At 71.6% G+C, this 14,235-nt stretch carries 16 protein-coding genes; 8 read left to right on the top strand and 8 right to left on the bottom strand.

Annotation, left to right across the window (positions count from 1 at the left end; genetic code table 11):
• Positions 1 to 9: 9 nt before the first annotated feature.
• The 5 genes from ACFPZN_RS34975 to ACFPZN_RS34955 all read right to left on the bottom strand — a co-directional run bounded on the left by ACFPZN_RS34975 (position 10) and on the right by ACFPZN_RS34955 (position 4,629).
• Entirely contained in the window at positions 10 to 900 is an 891-nt protein-coding gene (locus ACFPZN_RS34975; protein WP_378286648.1) for a TRAFAC clade GTPase domain-containing protein, read from the bottom strand.
• An 8-nt stretch (positions 901 to 908) separates the two neighbouring features.
• Positions 909 to 2,114: an Hsp70 family protein gene (locus ACFPZN_RS34970; RefSeq protein ID WP_378286646.1), complete on the bottom strand. Its 1,206-nt coding sequence runs from the start codon at positions 2,112 to 2,114 to the stop codon at positions 909 to 911.
• An 88-nt stretch (positions 2,115 to 2,202) separates the two neighbouring features.
• A complete protein-coding gene (locus ACFPZN_RS34965; RefSeq protein ID WP_378286644.1) occupies positions 2,203 to 3,177 on the bottom strand; it encodes a nucleotidyl cyclase domain-containing protein in 975 nt (324 codons plus the stop codon).
• Positions 3,178 to 3,219: 42 nt separating this feature from the next.
• The gene (locus tag ACFPZN_RS34960; RefSeq protein WP_378286642.1) at positions 3,220 to 3,891 is read right to left on the bottom strand and encodes a nucleotidyl cyclase domain-containing protein; all 672 of its coding nucleotides are present in this window, start codon (positions 3,889 to 3,891) and stop codon (positions 3,220 to 3,222) included.
• A gap of 6 nt (positions 3,892 to 3,897) precedes the next feature.
• Entirely contained in the window at positions 3,898 to 4,629 is a 732-nt protein-coding gene (locus ACFPZN_RS34955) for a Crp/Fnr family transcriptional regulator (protein WP_378286640.1), read from the bottom strand.
• Between the two features lie 198 nt (positions 4,630 to 4,827).
• On the opposite strand from ACFPZN_RS34955, the gene ACFPZN_RS34950 reads away from it, so the two are divergent.
• Both ACFPZN_RS34950 and ACFPZN_RS34945 read left to right on the top strand, forming a co-directional pair.
• Positions 4,828 to 5,385, top strand: a complete 558-nt coding sequence (locus tag ACFPZN_RS34950; RefSeq protein ID WP_378286638.1) for a hypothetical protein — start codon at positions 4,828 to 4,830, stop codon at positions 5,383 to 5,385.
• A 224-nt stretch (positions 5,386 to 5,609) separates the two neighbouring features.
• Positions 5,610 to 6,062 carry a LysE family translocator gene (locus ACFPZN_RS34945; protein ID WP_378286636.1) on the top strand — a complete coding sequence of 151 codons (453 nt, stop codon included), beginning with the start codon at positions 5,610 to 5,612 and terminating at the stop codon, positions 6,060 to 6,062.
• A gap of 63 nt (positions 6,063 to 6,125) precedes the next feature.
• On the opposite strand, the gene ACFPZN_RS34940 is transcribed toward ACFPZN_RS34945, so the two are convergent.
• Together ACFPZN_RS34940 and ACFPZN_RS34935 are read right to left on the bottom strand one after the other, a co-directional pair.
• Positions 6,126 to 7,538 carry an acyl-CoA reductase gene (locus ACFPZN_RS34940; RefSeq protein WP_378286634.1) on the bottom strand — a complete coding sequence of 471 codons (1,413 nt, stop codon included), beginning with the start codon at positions 7,536 to 7,538 and terminating at the stop codon, positions 6,126 to 6,128.
• Positions 7,535 to 8,887, bottom strand: a complete 1,353-nt coding sequence (locus ACFPZN_RS34935; protein ID WP_378286632.1) for a hypothetical protein — start codon at positions 8,885 to 8,887, stop codon at positions 7,535 to 7,537. The genes ACFPZN_RS34940 and ACFPZN_RS34935 overlap by 4 nt, the downstream gene beginning before the upstream one ends.
• 105 nt (positions 8,888 to 8,992) lie before the next feature.
• Between ACFPZN_RS34935 and ACFPZN_RS34930 the strand changes: the two genes are divergently transcribed.
• From ACFPZN_RS34930 to ACFPZN_RS34920, 3 genes are all read left to right on the top strand, one after another.
• A complete protein-coding gene (locus ACFPZN_RS34930) occupies positions 8,993 to 9,640 on the top strand; it encodes a TetR/AcrR family transcriptional regulator (protein ID WP_378286630.1) in 648 nt (215 codons plus the stop codon).
• A gap of 20 nt (positions 9,641 to 9,660) precedes the next feature.
• Entirely contained in the window at positions 9,661 to 10,533 is an 873-nt protein-coding gene (locus tag ACFPZN_RS34925) for an SDR family NAD(P)-dependent oxidoreductase (protein WP_378286628.1), read from the top strand.
• A 99-nt stretch (positions 10,534 to 10,632) separates the two neighbouring features.
• Positions 10,633 to 11,085 (top strand): hypothetical protein, encoded by a 453-nt coding sequence (locus ACFPZN_RS34920; RefSeq protein WP_378286626.1) that lies wholly within the window; start codon positions 10,633 to 10,635, stop codon positions 11,083 to 11,085.
• A gap of 60 nt (positions 11,086 to 11,145) precedes the next feature.
• Here the strand turns inward: ACFPZN_RS34920 and ACFPZN_RS34915 are convergent, their stop codons facing one another.
• The gene (locus ACFPZN_RS34915) at positions 11,146 to 11,619 is read right to left on the bottom strand and encodes a carboxymuconolactone decarboxylase family protein (protein WP_378286624.1); all 474 of its coding nucleotides are present in this window, start codon (positions 11,617 to 11,619) and stop codon (positions 11,146 to 11,148) included.
• Positions 11,620 to 11,815: 196 nt separating this feature from the next.
• On the opposite strand from ACFPZN_RS34915, the gene ACFPZN_RS34910 reads away from it, so the two are divergent.
• From ACFPZN_RS34910 to ACFPZN_RS34900, 3 genes are all read left to right on the top strand, one after another.
• Positions 11,816 to 12,217, top strand: a complete 402-nt coding sequence (locus tag ACFPZN_RS34910) for a GNAT family N-acetyltransferase (RefSeq protein WP_378286623.1) — start codon at positions 11,816 to 11,818, stop codon at positions 12,215 to 12,217.
• Between the two features lie 361 nt (positions 12,218 to 12,578).
• Positions 12,579 to 12,776 (top strand): ferredoxin, encoded by a 198-nt coding sequence (locus ACFPZN_RS34905; RefSeq protein ID WP_378286621.1) that lies wholly within the window; start codon positions 12,579 to 12,581, stop codon positions 12,774 to 12,776.
• Positions 12,773 to 14,155 (top strand): cytochrome P450, encoded by a 1,383-nt coding sequence (locus ACFPZN_RS34900; protein ID WP_378286619.1) that lies wholly within the window; start codon positions 12,773 to 12,775, stop codon positions 14,153 to 14,155. Before ACFPZN_RS34905 ends, ACFPZN_RS34900 begins: the two co-directional genes overlap by 4 nt.
• Positions 14,156 to 14,235: the final 80 nt, after the last annotated feature.

The following is a 14,235-nucleotide window of genomic DNA, read 5'->3' as shown; positions in this document are numbered from 1 at the left end:
CCCCGCGGCTCAGCCGGCCGCGTCGAGTACCTGATCGAGAAGTTCCTGCAACCGCTCGGCCGGTTCGACCAGCGGTTCCAGGCGGGACAGCTCCGCCAGCGCGGACCGGCGGCGCTCCTCGGCGAGCTGGGCGTACGACGACTCGCCCTTCCACCAGCTGGTGAAGCGGTCGACGACGGTGTCCTGGGCGGCCAGCCTGTCGGCGGACTCGGCGTGCTCCTGGACCAGGGCGGTCAGGGTGTTGATCCGGCTCAGCAGGCCGACCCACAGGCACGCCAGGACGGGCACCGCCACGTTGACGGGCTCGGGACCGCAGGCCACCGGGACCGCGAGGCCGATCGCCGACTCCGACCGGTCGATCGCCTCGATGAGCTGCCGGAAGGGGGCGGCGATCCGCTCCTGCGCCTCCTCGCCGAGGTGCGCCACCAGGTCCCACTTGGTGAAGACCACCAGCACCGGCAGCACCGCGCCGTCCCGGTCGGCCAGCGCCCGCATGACGTGGGTCACCAGGGTGGCGTTCTCCAGGGCCGCGCCGCGCCGGGTCGCCAGGCGCTGGGCATCGGCGAAGACCACGATGGCGTCGGACTCGCGCAGATCCTCGTACAGTTCCTTGGCCTGCTCGCTGTCGACGCTCCTCTCCGACAGCGCGCCGCCCCGGTAGTCGCGCCAGGTGAAGGGGAACACGTCCGATCCGTTGTGCTGCAGCACCAGGTTGAAGCTGCTGCGCTGGTTGCTGGGGTCGGGATACCTGCCCTTGCGGATCGCGCGGGCGGCCTTCTTCAGGACGCGGTGGTCGTACGCTTCGGCCGCGCGGAGCGAGAAGCCCTCCATTCCGACGCGCATCGTGTCGTACATGAGCGATACGTAGGTGGTCTTTCCGGCCGAAGAGTGACCGATCATGACGATCTTCATGAGATGTCCGGCATCCAGTCCTCGGGGTCGGGGTCGAGCGGGGGGCGGCGCCTTCGCGGCACAGGGTCCGCCGACGGTGCGGGGTCCGCCGACGGCGCGGCGGTCCCGGCCGTGGATGAGAGCAGGGCTCCGTGGACGACGGCCGATTTCGGATCGGGTGCCGTCAGCGGGAGGGCGCCGAAGTGCTCGGCGATGAGCTCCGCCACGCGGGGCACCTGGCTGGAGCCTCCCGCCAGCGCCACGGCGGCGAGGCCGGCCGGGTCCAGGCCGGCGCCGGCCACCGTGGCCGTGAGCGTGTCCAGGCTGCGCCGGAGGTCGCCGTCGACGATCCCGGTGAACTCGTCCCGGGTCACCCGGAACGTCGCCGGATAGCCGGGCACCGCCAGGTCCACGGTGTACAGCCGCGACAGCACGTGCTTGGCGTCGACGACCTCGCGGCGCAGCACCGCGCGGGCATGCTGCGCGGCGGGGCCCGCGGCCGGCTCCGCCCAGGCGGCCGGGTCGCGGTCGACGGCGCGCGCCTCCAGCATCTCGAGGAAGCGCTCGTCGAGGTCCTCGCCGCCCAGCGAGGCGTCCCCGCCGGGCTCGCCGACCAGGACGAACCCGGCGCCGTCGCGGCGCACTACGGCGGTGTCGAAGGTGCCTCCGCCCAGGTCGTACACCGCCAGGCACCCGCCGTCGGGCAGGTCGATCCGGGAGGCGTCCGCGCACCCGGTCGCCGTGCAGCCGACCGCGTAGTGGACGGCGGCCGCGATCGGCTCGGCGACCAGCCGCGGCGTGCCCAGCCCCGCCGTGGCGGCGGCCTTCCGCAGCGCCGCGAGCTCCTGGTCGCCCCAGGCCGCCGGATGGGTGAGGACGACCTCCCCGGGCTCGTCGCCGCCCTGGACGGAGCGCGCCTCGGCGGCGGCCCGCTCCAGCACCGCCGCGACGAGATCGGTGGTGGCGACCGTGCGCCCGTTCAGCCTGACCTTGGGCCCGGCGACCAGCGCCCGCTTGGGCAGCCGCACCGCGCTCGCCGGTTCATGGCGTCCGCGCTGCACCGCCTCCGGGCCGGTGAGCAGCGTCCCCTCGGCGTCCATGGCGACCGCCGAGGGCAGGTAGCGGCTGTTGGCGATCTCCAGCGGGACGATCCGGCCGTCCACCGACATGGCGACGGTGGTGAAGCTCGTCCCGAAGTCGATCGCCAGCGCCCACTGCCCCATCCGGGCCTCCCCGTCCGTTCGCCTGTCCTCTTGGACGGCACGGGCGGGCGGATTTCATGCAGCGAAAGCAGAGAAAGTAAAAGAATCTTCAAATGTCCTGGTCGAAGCCCGAGTCGTCGACCTGGTCATCGCCGTAGTCCTGGTCGGCGAGATCGGGCTCGGGGGCAGGCTCCAGCGCGCCGTAGGACGCCGGCAGGCCGTGCGGCACCTCGTGCCAGCCCCGCATCGGGTCGTACTCCCAGCCCCGCACCGGATCGTGCTGCCAGTCGGGCGTCGGGTCGACGGGATCGCGCGGGTCGACGTGGTCGGGGTGCGCCCGGTGCCCGCCCTGATCTGCGGGATCGTCCTCGTGGCCGAGCCACCACCAGACGCCGACACCGGCCGCGGCCAGGGGGATCATGGCGAGCCAGGGCGCGCCGGACCTGTCCTCGTAGGCCCCGGTGAAGTCCGGGACCAGGCCGGCGACGGGCCGCACGGCCGGGACGTGCAGCCAGGCGTCGGCCTGGTAGCCCTTGGCGCTCATGACCACCTGGACGGGCTGGAAGTCGCGGGCGGCGAGCCGGACGTCGTAGCCCTGCGAGAACACCTGGCGGTACAGGTCGTCGGACACGATCGCGGCCATGTCGGCGTCCCGGTGCCGCTTGAGGGCCTGGCGGGGCGGCGCCGAGTCGACCATGCGGCAGGCGGCGACCACTCCGGCGCCGACGTAGCCGATCGAGGCGAGCTGCACCGGCCCCTGCGCCATCCCCATCCGCAGCCGCAGCCGGCCCGCCTCGCCGGGCAGGGAGTTGACCCGGCTCATGGCGGCGTTCAGGGCGAGGATGACGGTCGGCAGGACGCGGGCCTCGTTGATGCCGGGCGGCAGCGTGATCAGCTGCCCGTCCCCCTGGTCCTGGCGCGCGCAGGAGTCGGGCGCGATCCCCGCGGCCTTCAGCGCGTGGACCATGCTCCACAGCAGCCGCCCCTGGGCGTCGACCTGCCCTGGCGCGCTGCGCTTGGAGTATCCCTCGAGATCGACCACGAGGCTGGTCCGGCGCACCGCCGGGAGGTTGTCGCTACCCATTCGACGGCCCCTCGGAGTGGTGGCGTCCTTGACTGGCGGGCTTCACGCGGAGCTTACCGATTCGGCACCCCGGGCATCCGGCCGGAATGGGACGGGCAGCGGGACGACGGTGCCGAGCGCCTCGTCCGCCCTCGCACCGGTGCCCGCCCGGATGAAACCCCGGTACCTGATCCCCTTCGCCGAGATCCTGATGGGCTGGAAGCCGGCCGGGTCGAGCCTGCAGAAGCCGGTGCTCACGACATCGGCGTAGAGCGAGTCGGACACGGCCAGGACCAGGTCGTGCTCGGGCCGCCGGTCGAGCAGGGCGCGCAGGGGCGCGGAGTCCAGGAGGCGGCTCACCACGATCGGCGCGGCGCCGGCGGGACCGAACGGGCCCGGGGCCAGCGTCCCGTGGTGGAAGGCGAGGCGGATCCGGAGCCGGTCCCCGGCGGCGCGGCGCTCGTTGATCTCGGCGAGCGCCGTGTCGAGCTCCGCCGACAGGGCGCCCACCGCGTGCGAGATGTCGACGTCCCCGGGGAGCACGGCCAGTTCCCCGTCCCCGGCGAACTGCCGGTACCAGAGCTCCCGGTCGAGCCCGGCCCCCGCCGCCGCGCGTTCGAGCGCGTGCCGCAGGTCGTCCTGCGCCATGAACTGGCGCAGCGCGTCCCGCGCGCTGTAGCGCTCGACGTCGACGGCCACCAGGAGCCGGTACTGCAGGCGGGACCGCGCGGCCATCGGCGGTCACTCCGCCCCGCCGGCCGGCCTCGCCTGGGCGCGCAGGGCGTCCAGGTCGAGGATGGCGGTCCGGCGGTATCCGGTCGCGATCAGTCCGCGCGACTTCAGCTTGCGGAGCTCCCGGCCCGCGGTGTCGGCGTCGGCCCCGGCCATGGCGCCCAGTTCGTCCTGGGTCAGCTCGACGTCGAAGACGATGCCCTCGTCCTGCGGATGGCCGTAGGTTCCGGCGAGGTCGACCAGGATGCGGGCGAGCCGGACGCGGGTCGGGTAGCCGTAGAAGTCGACCCGCCGGCGGTTGGCCCAGCGGAGCCGCCGGCTGATCACGCCCGACACCTTGATGCCGACCTCCGGGACGTCCTGCAGCAGGCCGAGGAACTCGTCCCGCGAGATGATCTTCACCAGCACCCGGCCGCACGCCATCACGCTCGCCGACCGCGGCGAGCCGTCGAGCGCGGCCATCTCGCCCACGGTGTCGCCGGCCATCCGGATGCCCAGCAGGGCCACGCGGCCGTCGCCGAGGTTGGAGGTGACCTTGGCGAAGCCCCCGAGCAGCAGGACCACGTGCGTCGAGCGCTCCTGCTCCCGCAGCAGCACCTCACCGTGCTCGTAGCGGCGGCGGGACCCCAGGTCCATCAGCCGCGCCCGGCTCGCGGCCGACAGCTCGGCCAGCAGCGTGCCGCGCGGCCACGGCCGTTCGGGCGCGGACCCGGCCGGCCGCGGAATCGCGGAGTGAGTCATGGCAGCCTCCCCGAGAGCGGCCTTCATCGGCCGCCGTACGGCAAGGATGACCGACATCGCCGGGAAGGAATACGTCCATTACCGGAATGGCACCGGTTCGCCATCCAAAGGAACGATACAAAGGCCGCCGCCCCTTCCGGCCGCGGCTCTCGTCACCGCGCGGGAGAAATGACGGTGGCGGGTGGTAGGTCTCGGGGCATGGACGAGTGGCCCGGAGCGGACGCCTTCGAATGGGTCGGCGGCACGTGGCGCAGCGAGGCGGCGTGCGTCACCTTCGTCGAGGACGATGACGTGGAGCGGGTCGCCGCTTCGTTCGGTGGGCGCGTGGACCACGCCGTTCGCGTGCGCGGCGAGCGGCCGCCGGAGGAGGCGCCGGCAGTCGTCGGCGATCAGGTCCCCGGGGCCCGCCGGTTCGGTGAGGGCCTGCCGGTGGCGCTGTTCGCCCGCCGGGGCGGCTGGGTGATGGCGTTCGAGGACAACGGCGGCGAGGGTGTGCGCGCCGAGGTACTGCAGCGGGTGGCGCGGGTCGTGGAGTCGGAGGCGATGCGCCGCCTGCGCGGGTATCCCGATGGCGTGTCCTACACGGCGCCCGGTCATGCCCTTGCCGTCCAGGCGCTCATGCGGGCGACGGAGCCGGGCCCGCCCGCGAACACGGCGTACCGGACGATCAGGTGCGCCGATGAGGTCAGGCAGGACCTCGAACAGGACGTGGCGGGCCTGCGCGAGGTCGTGATGCGAGCCTTCGCCGCTCCCTAGAGTGCGCTCACGGACGACTCGAAGGCGGCTTCGAGGCGGCCGTTCGCGGGTGCGAGACTGGGCCCCGTGTTCGTACAGTTCCTTGCGGCGGCCGGCGTACTGGCCGTACTGACGATGGTTCCCGGTCCGGACATGGCCGTGGTGACCAAACGGGCCCTCGCCTCCAGCACGCGGGACGGCCTGCGGACCGTCGGCGGCATCGCCGCGGGCCTGCTGGTGTGGGCGTGCTCACCGTGGCAGGGCTGGCGGCCGTCCTCGCCGCGTCCGCCACGGCCTACACCACCGTCAAGCTGTTCGGGGCGCTCTACCTGGTCTTTCTCGGCGTCCAGTCACTGCGGCACAGCCGTTCGGGGGCCGGCGCGGTGAGCGCACCGTCTCCGAACGGCAGCCCGTGGCGGACCGGGTTCGTCAGCAACATGGTGAACCCGAAGATCGCCGTCTTCTACACCGGCCTGCTGCCCTCGCTCGCCCCGTCCGGGCTCCCCCCGCAGGCCGGGATGGCGCTGCTGGTACTCCTGCACGCGGCCCTCACCCTCGGCTGGCTCGGAGGCTACGTGATGCTGCTGTCCAAGGCCCGCGCGCTCTTCGAGAAGCCCTCCGTGCGCCGGGCCATGGACCGCGCCACCGGCGTCGTCCTGATCGGGTTCGGCGTGCAGGTCGCCACCGCCCGCCCCTGATCGGGTCGGCGGGCATGGCCGGGCACCGGCGGTCCTTCGACCGGCCGGTGCCCGGGGGCGTTCTCAGGTCGTCGCGACGCCGTCCTCGTGCGCCATCCAGTGCACGAAACGGTGCAGCGGGTACATGGCGTCGTGCGGGTTGCCGATCGTGCTGGGTCCCGCCTCGCCCAGCCGGACGACGCGCTGCACGCCGCCGCTGGCGAGCCGGTCGCGGTAGTCCGGCATCCGCTCGAAGGGGTAGAAGCCGACCGTCTGCGTCGCCACGTTGACGTGCCGCACGGCCTGGTCGAGGGAGTCGACGCGGACCACGTTGGCGGTCTTGTTGATCGGGTGGAAGTCCACCGGCTCGTCGGACCGGATCACCAGGCCCTTGCCGTCGGTCCTGCCCCAGACGCCGAACTCGTCGTCGAGCATCATCAGCGTGTCGATCTGCTCGCGCAGGTCCCTGTCCAGCGGCCGGGCATCGCCCGAGGCGGCCGCCTTGGCGGCGATCCGGGCGTGCAGCCGCTCGCAGAAGCGGTCGGCGTCGGCCTGGTCGCCCTCCAGGTAGACGAAGCGGCTCGCGACGCACGCCTCCTGGTTGAGCACCATGACGTCGGACGCGGCCAGCTCGGCGGCGAGGTCGAGCGTCTCGTCCGAGGCGAACGCCTCCCTGCCGACCATCGAGATCGAGGTCTTGGGGTCGAACGACACCAGCTGGAAGCCGGGGCCGAGATACTTGATCACGTTGTTGATCGCGTCGCCGCCGCCCCACGCGACGATCTTGTCGAAGTACTGCGGCCGGTACAGGACGCGCTCCACCGCGTCGTCACCGCCGCGCCAGTAGACCGCCGTCATCGACCTCACGATGGGGTGGTCGGGATCGATGTCGGCCATGATCCGCAGGATCGCGACCGTCGTGAACGGGTCGCTGGACGACATCTTGAAGAGGTTGACGGCCTTGACCATCGCGCCCTGGGCGATGGACTTCACCGCGACGCCGGGAGAGTTGCCGGGCAGCACGTGGATCAGACGGGGAGCGAACGCCCGCACGAAGCTCTTTCGGCCGGTGAAGTCCTGCTTGGGGATCCACTCGTCCAGCGCCCTGGGATCGGGGAAGTTCTGCTCGACCACCGTCTCCAGCAGCCGCCGGTCGAGATAGGCGGCCGCCCCGGTGACCTGCGACTGCAGCACCGGGCGCGGGAGGACGTGGGTGGACGACATGCGCTCGACGCAGTCCTGCACGAACGGGTTGTGCGGGTCGCGGATCCGCTCGCCGGTCTCGACGAGGAAGTCGATGATCTCCTTGAGCGGGACGTTCAGCAGCGGCGGCACCTCGCCGCGCGGGTGCACCGCCCGGTCCATGGCGATCGCCGGCGTGGTGAAGCCGGCGCCCAGGTCGCGGGACCGGTGCGTGACGTCGTCGCCCTCGACCAGTTCGCCGCGCAGGAAGAACGGCGCGGAGACGGTGGTGGCCTCGTTGTGGACGGCGGTCATGACAGGCCCCTCACGTAGGCGTCCACGGTGCCGGCGCAGCCGATCTTGTCGTCACCGGCGGCCAGGTCGGCGTACCGGGCGATGTCGTTGCGCACCGACGGGCCCGTGCTGCCGCAGGCGCAGGGGTCGAGGTCGAGCGAGATCTTGTCGCCGGTGATGATGCCGCCCCAGCGCCCGTCGAGCGAGAGGTCGAAGAAGGCGGCGCGGCCCTCGATCTCGCCGCTCTCGTGCGGCAGCAGGTTGTCGCCCGTCTCGTCGAGGATGAACGGCACGATCCACGGCGGCACGTGGTAGCGGTCGCCCTTCTGGCACTTGGGCATGCCGGAGTTGAGCTCCTGCATGGAGTAGTTCTGGAAGTCCCGGTCGGGCGGGATGTTGAACGTCTGGTGGACGAACTCCTGGTAGTCCGGCGGCAGCTTGGCGCGCTTGAGCCCGCCGCCGACGTAGAGGCAGTTGTCGGGGTGGAAGTGCTCGGCCGCGTAGCCCATCTCGCGAACGATCTTGGCCACCTGGTAGAGCGAGTTCCACATCCCCGCGATGTAGAGCTTGTCGGCGCGGTACCGCACGAGCGCCTCGGCCGTCGCGGTCACCGAGGCCTTCATCACGGCCTCCCGCTCCCGGGAGGTCTTCTCGAAGTCGGCGAGCTCGTCGGGGCGGGCGGTGCCGTCGGCGATCTTCTTGCGGAGCACGACCATCTTGGTCAGCGAGCCGACGGTGATCGGGGGCACCGGCGGGCGGAAGCCCTCCTTGGCCGGGTCGCCGAAGGCGTTCTTCTGCGCCTCGGCGATGACCAGGTTCTTCGGGACGGCGGCGGTGGCGCCCGTGCCCATGATCCGCCGGTCCCCCTCCGGCTTGACCCCCGAGCCCCAGGAGAACACGTTGACGGTGTCCTTGCGCGACCAGTCCATGTCCCGGTCCGAGGCGAGCAGCATCGCCGACTTGCCGGTCGTCCCGCTGGAGCAGGACACGTAGTGCCCCCTGGCCTGGAGCCGGTCGATCCATTCGTCGATGTCGGAGATGTCGGACGTCTCGATCGGGCTGATCGGGTACGGCGAGACGGTGCCCAGCCACTTGCCGAGCCGGTCCCACCTCTCCTCGATGAGGAAGCTCTCCGGGTAGCTCTTGTAGGCGGTGTGCGGGAACAGCAGCGGCACCGCGTCCGCACGGTCGCGGATCCGGGTGATCCCGGCCTCCCGGGCCCGGTGGCCCAGCAGTTTGATGCGGTCCCTGCGTTCCTGGAACCGCTCGTCGAGCGCCGCCAGCTGCGTCTCGCGCAGCTCGGCGTGCGAGTGGTCGAAGCGGTCCGGGGCGTCGACCAGCCGCGTCAGTCTTTCGAGGGCAGAGCTCACCGGGCATCCTTCCCTGTGTCGTTGCCGGGCAGAAAATGGCAACTCATGCGTATCATTATGGGCGAGTGGAGTGAGGATGCAAGTGGCGGTACCGAGGAGGCCGGCATGACGAACGTCAGCCCGCCGGCCCGTCCCAGGGCCGGACGGCCCACCCGCGCGCAGGCCGAGGCGCGGCACGAGGAGCTGCTGGACACCGCGCTGGACCTGTTCCTGGAGCACGGCTACCAGCTGGCGACCATCGAGATGATCGCCTCCCGCGTCAGCATGACCAAGCGCACCGTCTACGCCCGCTACCCCGACAAGGCCGCGCTGTTCCTCGCCGCGGTCCGGCGCGCCATCGAGCGCCAGGTCGTCCCCCGGGAGGTGTTGGAGAACGTCGACGACGGCGACCTCGCCGAAACGCTGGAAGCGGTCGCCCGGCTGCGGATCGGCCAGGTGATGACGCCCAACGGCCTGCGCCTGCAGCGCGTCATCAACACCGAGAGCTACCGCTTCCCCGAGATCTTCGTGACCCACAACGAGCTGAGCACCGCGCCGGTGTTCGACTTCGTCTCCGGCCTCCTCGACCGCGCCGCGGCCGAGGGGACGATCGCCCCCATCGACTCCGGGCAGGCCGCCCGCGCCTTCATGAGCATGGTCGTCGGCGGCCAGGTGCGCGCCATCGTGGCCGGCCGGCCGCCGACGCCCGAGCAGATCGACGAGCGGGTCGGGTTCACCGTCCGCCTGCTGCTGGACGGGCTCCGTCCACGCTGAACCGATTGAGAGGCAGTACGTTGACGTTCGATGCGAACCGGCCCGTCGCGGTCGTGACCGGGGCCAGCTCGGGGATCGGCCGATCGACCGCCCGCAAGCTCGTGGAACACGGCTGGCAGGTGATCGGCGTCGGCCGCGATCCGCGACGCTGCGCCGAGGCCGAGGCGGAGATCTCGGCCTCGCCCGGCGGCGGCGCCTTCCGCGTGCTGCGCGGCGACTTCACCCTGATGGCCGAGGTCAAGCGGGTGGCCGACGCGATCGGGGGCTGGACGCCGCGGCTCGACGTCCTCGTCAACAACGCGGGCGGCGTACGGGACCGGCAGATCGTCACCGCGGAGGGCACCGAGGCGACCTTCGCCGCCAACCACCTCGCCCCGTTCCTGCTCACGCGGGAGCTGCTGCCGCTGCTGCGGACCGGCGCGGCGAGCCCGCCGCCCGGACCGGCACGGGTGATCGCCGTGTCGTCGAGCGCCCACCGGATCAGCAAGGGCCTGCGCTGGGACGACCTGCAGAGCCTCGGCCGTTTCCAGACCGCCGCCGCCTACGGCCAGGCCAAGCTCGCCAACATCCTGTTCACGCGCGAACTGGCCCGGCGGGCGGCCCCGGACGGGATCGTCGCGCAGGCCATGCACCCCGGAGTGGTCGCCACCAACTTCGCCTCGCACGGTGACCCGGTGATGCGGGCGCACATGGCCGCCGCCGACACCGTGTCGCCCGACGAACCGGCCGAGACGCTGGTCTGGCTGGCCACCGAGCCCGAAGGCGGTCGCGACGGCGGGCGCTACTTCCACCGGAAGGCGGAGGAGGCTCCCAGCGAGCTCGCCCGCGACGATGCCGCCGCCGCCCGCCTCTGGAGTGAAAGCGAGAAGCTACTGGCCGAACTCGGCTTCTAGCGCACGAGCCTCCGCGCTCCCACCCGTCGCCCGCGATCCTTGGCGGCATCGGTACCGTCCGGTCTGGTGAACGACCGGATTCGGGGTAGGCGTGGATCCATGGACAGCGTGACACGGGGGCTGGTCGCCGGGGCCGCGGGCACCAGCGCGCTCAATGCCGTCAGTTATCTCGACATGGCCGTACGGGGCAGGCCGGCCAGCAGCACTCCGGAAAAGAGCGTGGAGAAGCTCGCGGAGGCCGGCGGCATCGGGCTCGGGGACGACACCGACAAGGCCGAGAACCGCAAGGCGGGCCTGGGCCCCCTGCTCGGGTACGGGACGGGGCTGGGCGCGGCGATGGTCTACGGCCTGCTGGCGCGGCACCGCCGCGTCCCGCGCCCGGCCGCGGGCCTCGCGCTGACCGGGCTGGCGATGCTGGGGTCGAACGCTCCGCTGACCGCGCTCGGCCTGACCGACCCGCGCCAGTGGACGTTCAAGGATTGGGTGAGCGACATCCTGCCCCACCTGGCCTACGGAGTCGTCGCCGCCGGCGTGTACGAAGCCCTGCGGTAGCGCCGCCAGGTCGTCCGCCGGGGTGGGACGCCCCCGGCCGTCGAGGCCGGGGGCTTCTCGCTATTCGAACATGCCGGGCTCGTAGTCGCCGGCGGGCTGCTGGACGATGACGTTCATCCGGTTGAAGGTGTTGATGGCGGCGATGAGGGACACCAGGGCGGCGAGCTGGTCCTCGTCGTAGTGCTTGGCGGCGTTCGCCCAGACCTCGTCCGCGACACCGCCGGCGGCGTCGGCGATGCGGGTGCCCTCCTCGGTGAGCTCCAGGGCGGCCCGCTCGGCCTCGGTGAAGACCTTCGCCTCCCGCCAGGCCGCGACCATGTTGAGGCGCAGCGAGGTCTCCCCCGCGTGCGCGGCCTCCTTGGTGTGCATGTCGAGGCAGACGCCGCAGCCGTTGATCTGGCTGGCGCGGATCTTCACCAGCTCCTGCGTCGCGGCCGGCAGCGTCGAGTCCCGCACGGCCTGGTTCGCCGTGACGATGTACTTCAGGAACTTGGCCCCGACCGGGTTGCCGTAGTAGTTGAAACGGGCTTCCATCGCGAGCTCCTTTGCCCTTGCCGGTGCTTACACCCCGTTGACGGAACAGCCCGGCCGAATGCGACACGGGCGGATGTGACGTGCGCCTCCCGCCCGTCGCGGCCGCCGCCCGGCCCGATCTCCAAGCGACCGCCAACCAGCACCAAAACCCCAGGTCAGGCCGTTCCTCTGAGAACGCGCGGGGCACCTGGACCATGTGCCGCGCTACGACCGGTTCCGGGACGAGGTCGCCAGGGTGCAGGCGGCGCACCCCGACGTCGAGCTCTACGTGGTCTGGAGCGGGCCCGGCGAGCCGGTGATCCTGCACTTCATCCGCACCCGTCCGGCGATGCGCGGCCAGGGGCTGGCCGAGGCCGCGCTCCGCGACGTGCTCGCGCTGGCCGACGAGTGGCGGGTGCCGGTCCGCCTGACCGCCGAGCCGGTCACCGGCGACACCGACACCGACCTCGCGCGGCTCATCGCGTGGTACGAGCGCCACGGGTTCGCGCTCCGCGGCCCGGCCCGTCCGGGCGAAGACGCCGTGATCATGCAGCGCCCCGCCCCCGAGGACGACCCCCCTCCCGAACGACCCGAGCGGCACGGGCGACGCCTCCGGTAGCGCGCGCCGGAACCCTTCGACGCCATTCCCGCCAGAGTCAAGATCAACATATTCCGCCGCCGGCGGGAACGCTCCGCAACGGCGCCAGAGCCCGCGGGCGAACGGCCGGGCCGTGCCGTCGCGAGGGCGGCGGGACGCGTCAAGATCGAGAAAAGGAAGCGCACCGGGAATTTCGCAATACGTTTCGAATTCTGCGGGTCTGGCGCGGGGAGGCCCGCTGAGAGTAACGTTCTCCCAACCAGAAGGAACGCTCTTGCAAAATGGTAAGCCGATAAGTACAGCCGGTGACCGATCGCGAGTTCCCGTTCCGGCGGATACGCACCAGTGACGGCATTCCCTGCACCGCAAAGGAGACATCGTCGTGAAAGTCAGGGTCGATCCAACGCGCTGCCAGGGCCACACGCTCTGCGCGATGCAGGCTCCGGACGCCTTCGAACTGGACGACGTCGACGGCCACGCGTCGCCGGCCAGTGAGAACGTCCGGGCCGGCCAGGAGCCCCAAGTGATCAATGCCGTCAGGAGCTGCCCCGAGCAGGCGATCTCTGTGGAGGACGCGTGAGCACCGAAGATATCGTCAGCGACGAGGACCGCAAGAAAATCAAATATCTCTTCGACCGGCACGCCCCCGACTACCGCGAACGGTTCGAAGAGATAACCCGGGAGATGCATTCCAAGTGCCCCCTCGCGTGGTCGGAGTCCTACGGCGGCCATTGGGTCGCCGCCGGCAACCGCGAGGTCTTCGAACTCGCCCGCTCCGCCGAGTACGTCTCCAACGACCATGACGTCACCGGGGAGAAGCGCGGCTACCAGGGGATCTCCATCCCCGCCCCGCAGCGCGGCCGGGGCAATCGGGGCGGCTTCCTCGAAATGGACCCGCCCGAGCAGCGCCACTACCGGCAGGCGCTCAATCCCTACCTGTCCCCGGCCGCCGTCCAGCGCTGGACACCGTGGATCGACGAACTGGTGCGCGCCTGCCTGGACGAGAAGATCGAGGAAGGCCGGATCGACTTCGTCGAGGACCTCGCCAACATCGTGCCGGCCGCCTTCACGCTGGCGATGATGGGCATTCCCGTCAAGGACTGGCGGACCTACAGCGAACCGGCGCACGCGGTCATCTACACCCCGCTGACCTCACCCGACATCCAGCGGGTCGGGCGACTGCACCTGGCCATGCAGCAGGAGCTCGCCCGGCGGCTCGCCGAGATCCGCGCGCATCCCCGGCCCGGGCTGGTGAACGGGCTGATCACCGCCGAGATCAACGGCGAGAACCCGTCCGACCAGGAGCTGCAGGGCGTGCTCGGCCTGCTCATCGGCGGCGGCTTCGACACCACGACGGCGCTCACCGCGCACGCCATCGAATGGCTCTCGCAGAACCCGGGCGAGCGCGACCGCCTCGTCCGCGAGCGGGCCACGCTGCTGGACCCCGCCACCGAGGAGTTCCTGCGCTTCTACAGCCCGGTCGTGGGCAACGGACGGACGATCTCCGCCGACTGCGAGCTCGCCGGGACCCGGTTCAGGGAGGGCGACCGCGTCTGGGTGTCCTTCGCGATGGCCAACCGGGACCCCGCCGCCTTCCCCGACCCCGACAGCATCGACCTGGCGCGCGAGGGCAACCGGCACAACAGCTTCGGGCTCGGCATCCACCGCTGCATCGGCTCGAACGTCGCGCGCACGGTGTTCAAGCGCATGCTCGTCCAGGTCCTCGACCGGATGCCCGACTACGCCTGCGATCCCGAGGGCACCGTGCACTACGACACGATCTCCGTCATCAACGGCATGCGCTACCTCCCCGCGACCTTCACCCCCGGCCCCCGGCTCGGCGCCGGTCTGGAGGAGACCCTGGAGAACCTCCAGAAGGCCTGCGACGAGCAGCGGCTCGCCGAGCCCGTCACCGCCCGCAAGGCGAAGGCGAAGGTCACCGGCTCAGAGGGGGCGTAAGGGGGCACGCACACGGCGGCGGCCGCCTCGACCCACCGGCACGAGAACGAGAGCACGTCCTTCAGCCCGGCACGATCAGC

It is taken from the genome of Actinomadura rugatobispora, from assembly GCF_042656285.1.
In the GTDB taxonomy this organism is placed as follows: Bacteria; Actinomycetota; Actinomycetes; order Streptosporangiales; family Streptosporangiaceae; genus Spirillospora; species Spirillospora rugatobispora.
The sequence above is the reverse complement of the archived record's forward strand: the minus strand, read 5'-3'. Positions and strand labels throughout refer to the sequence as shown.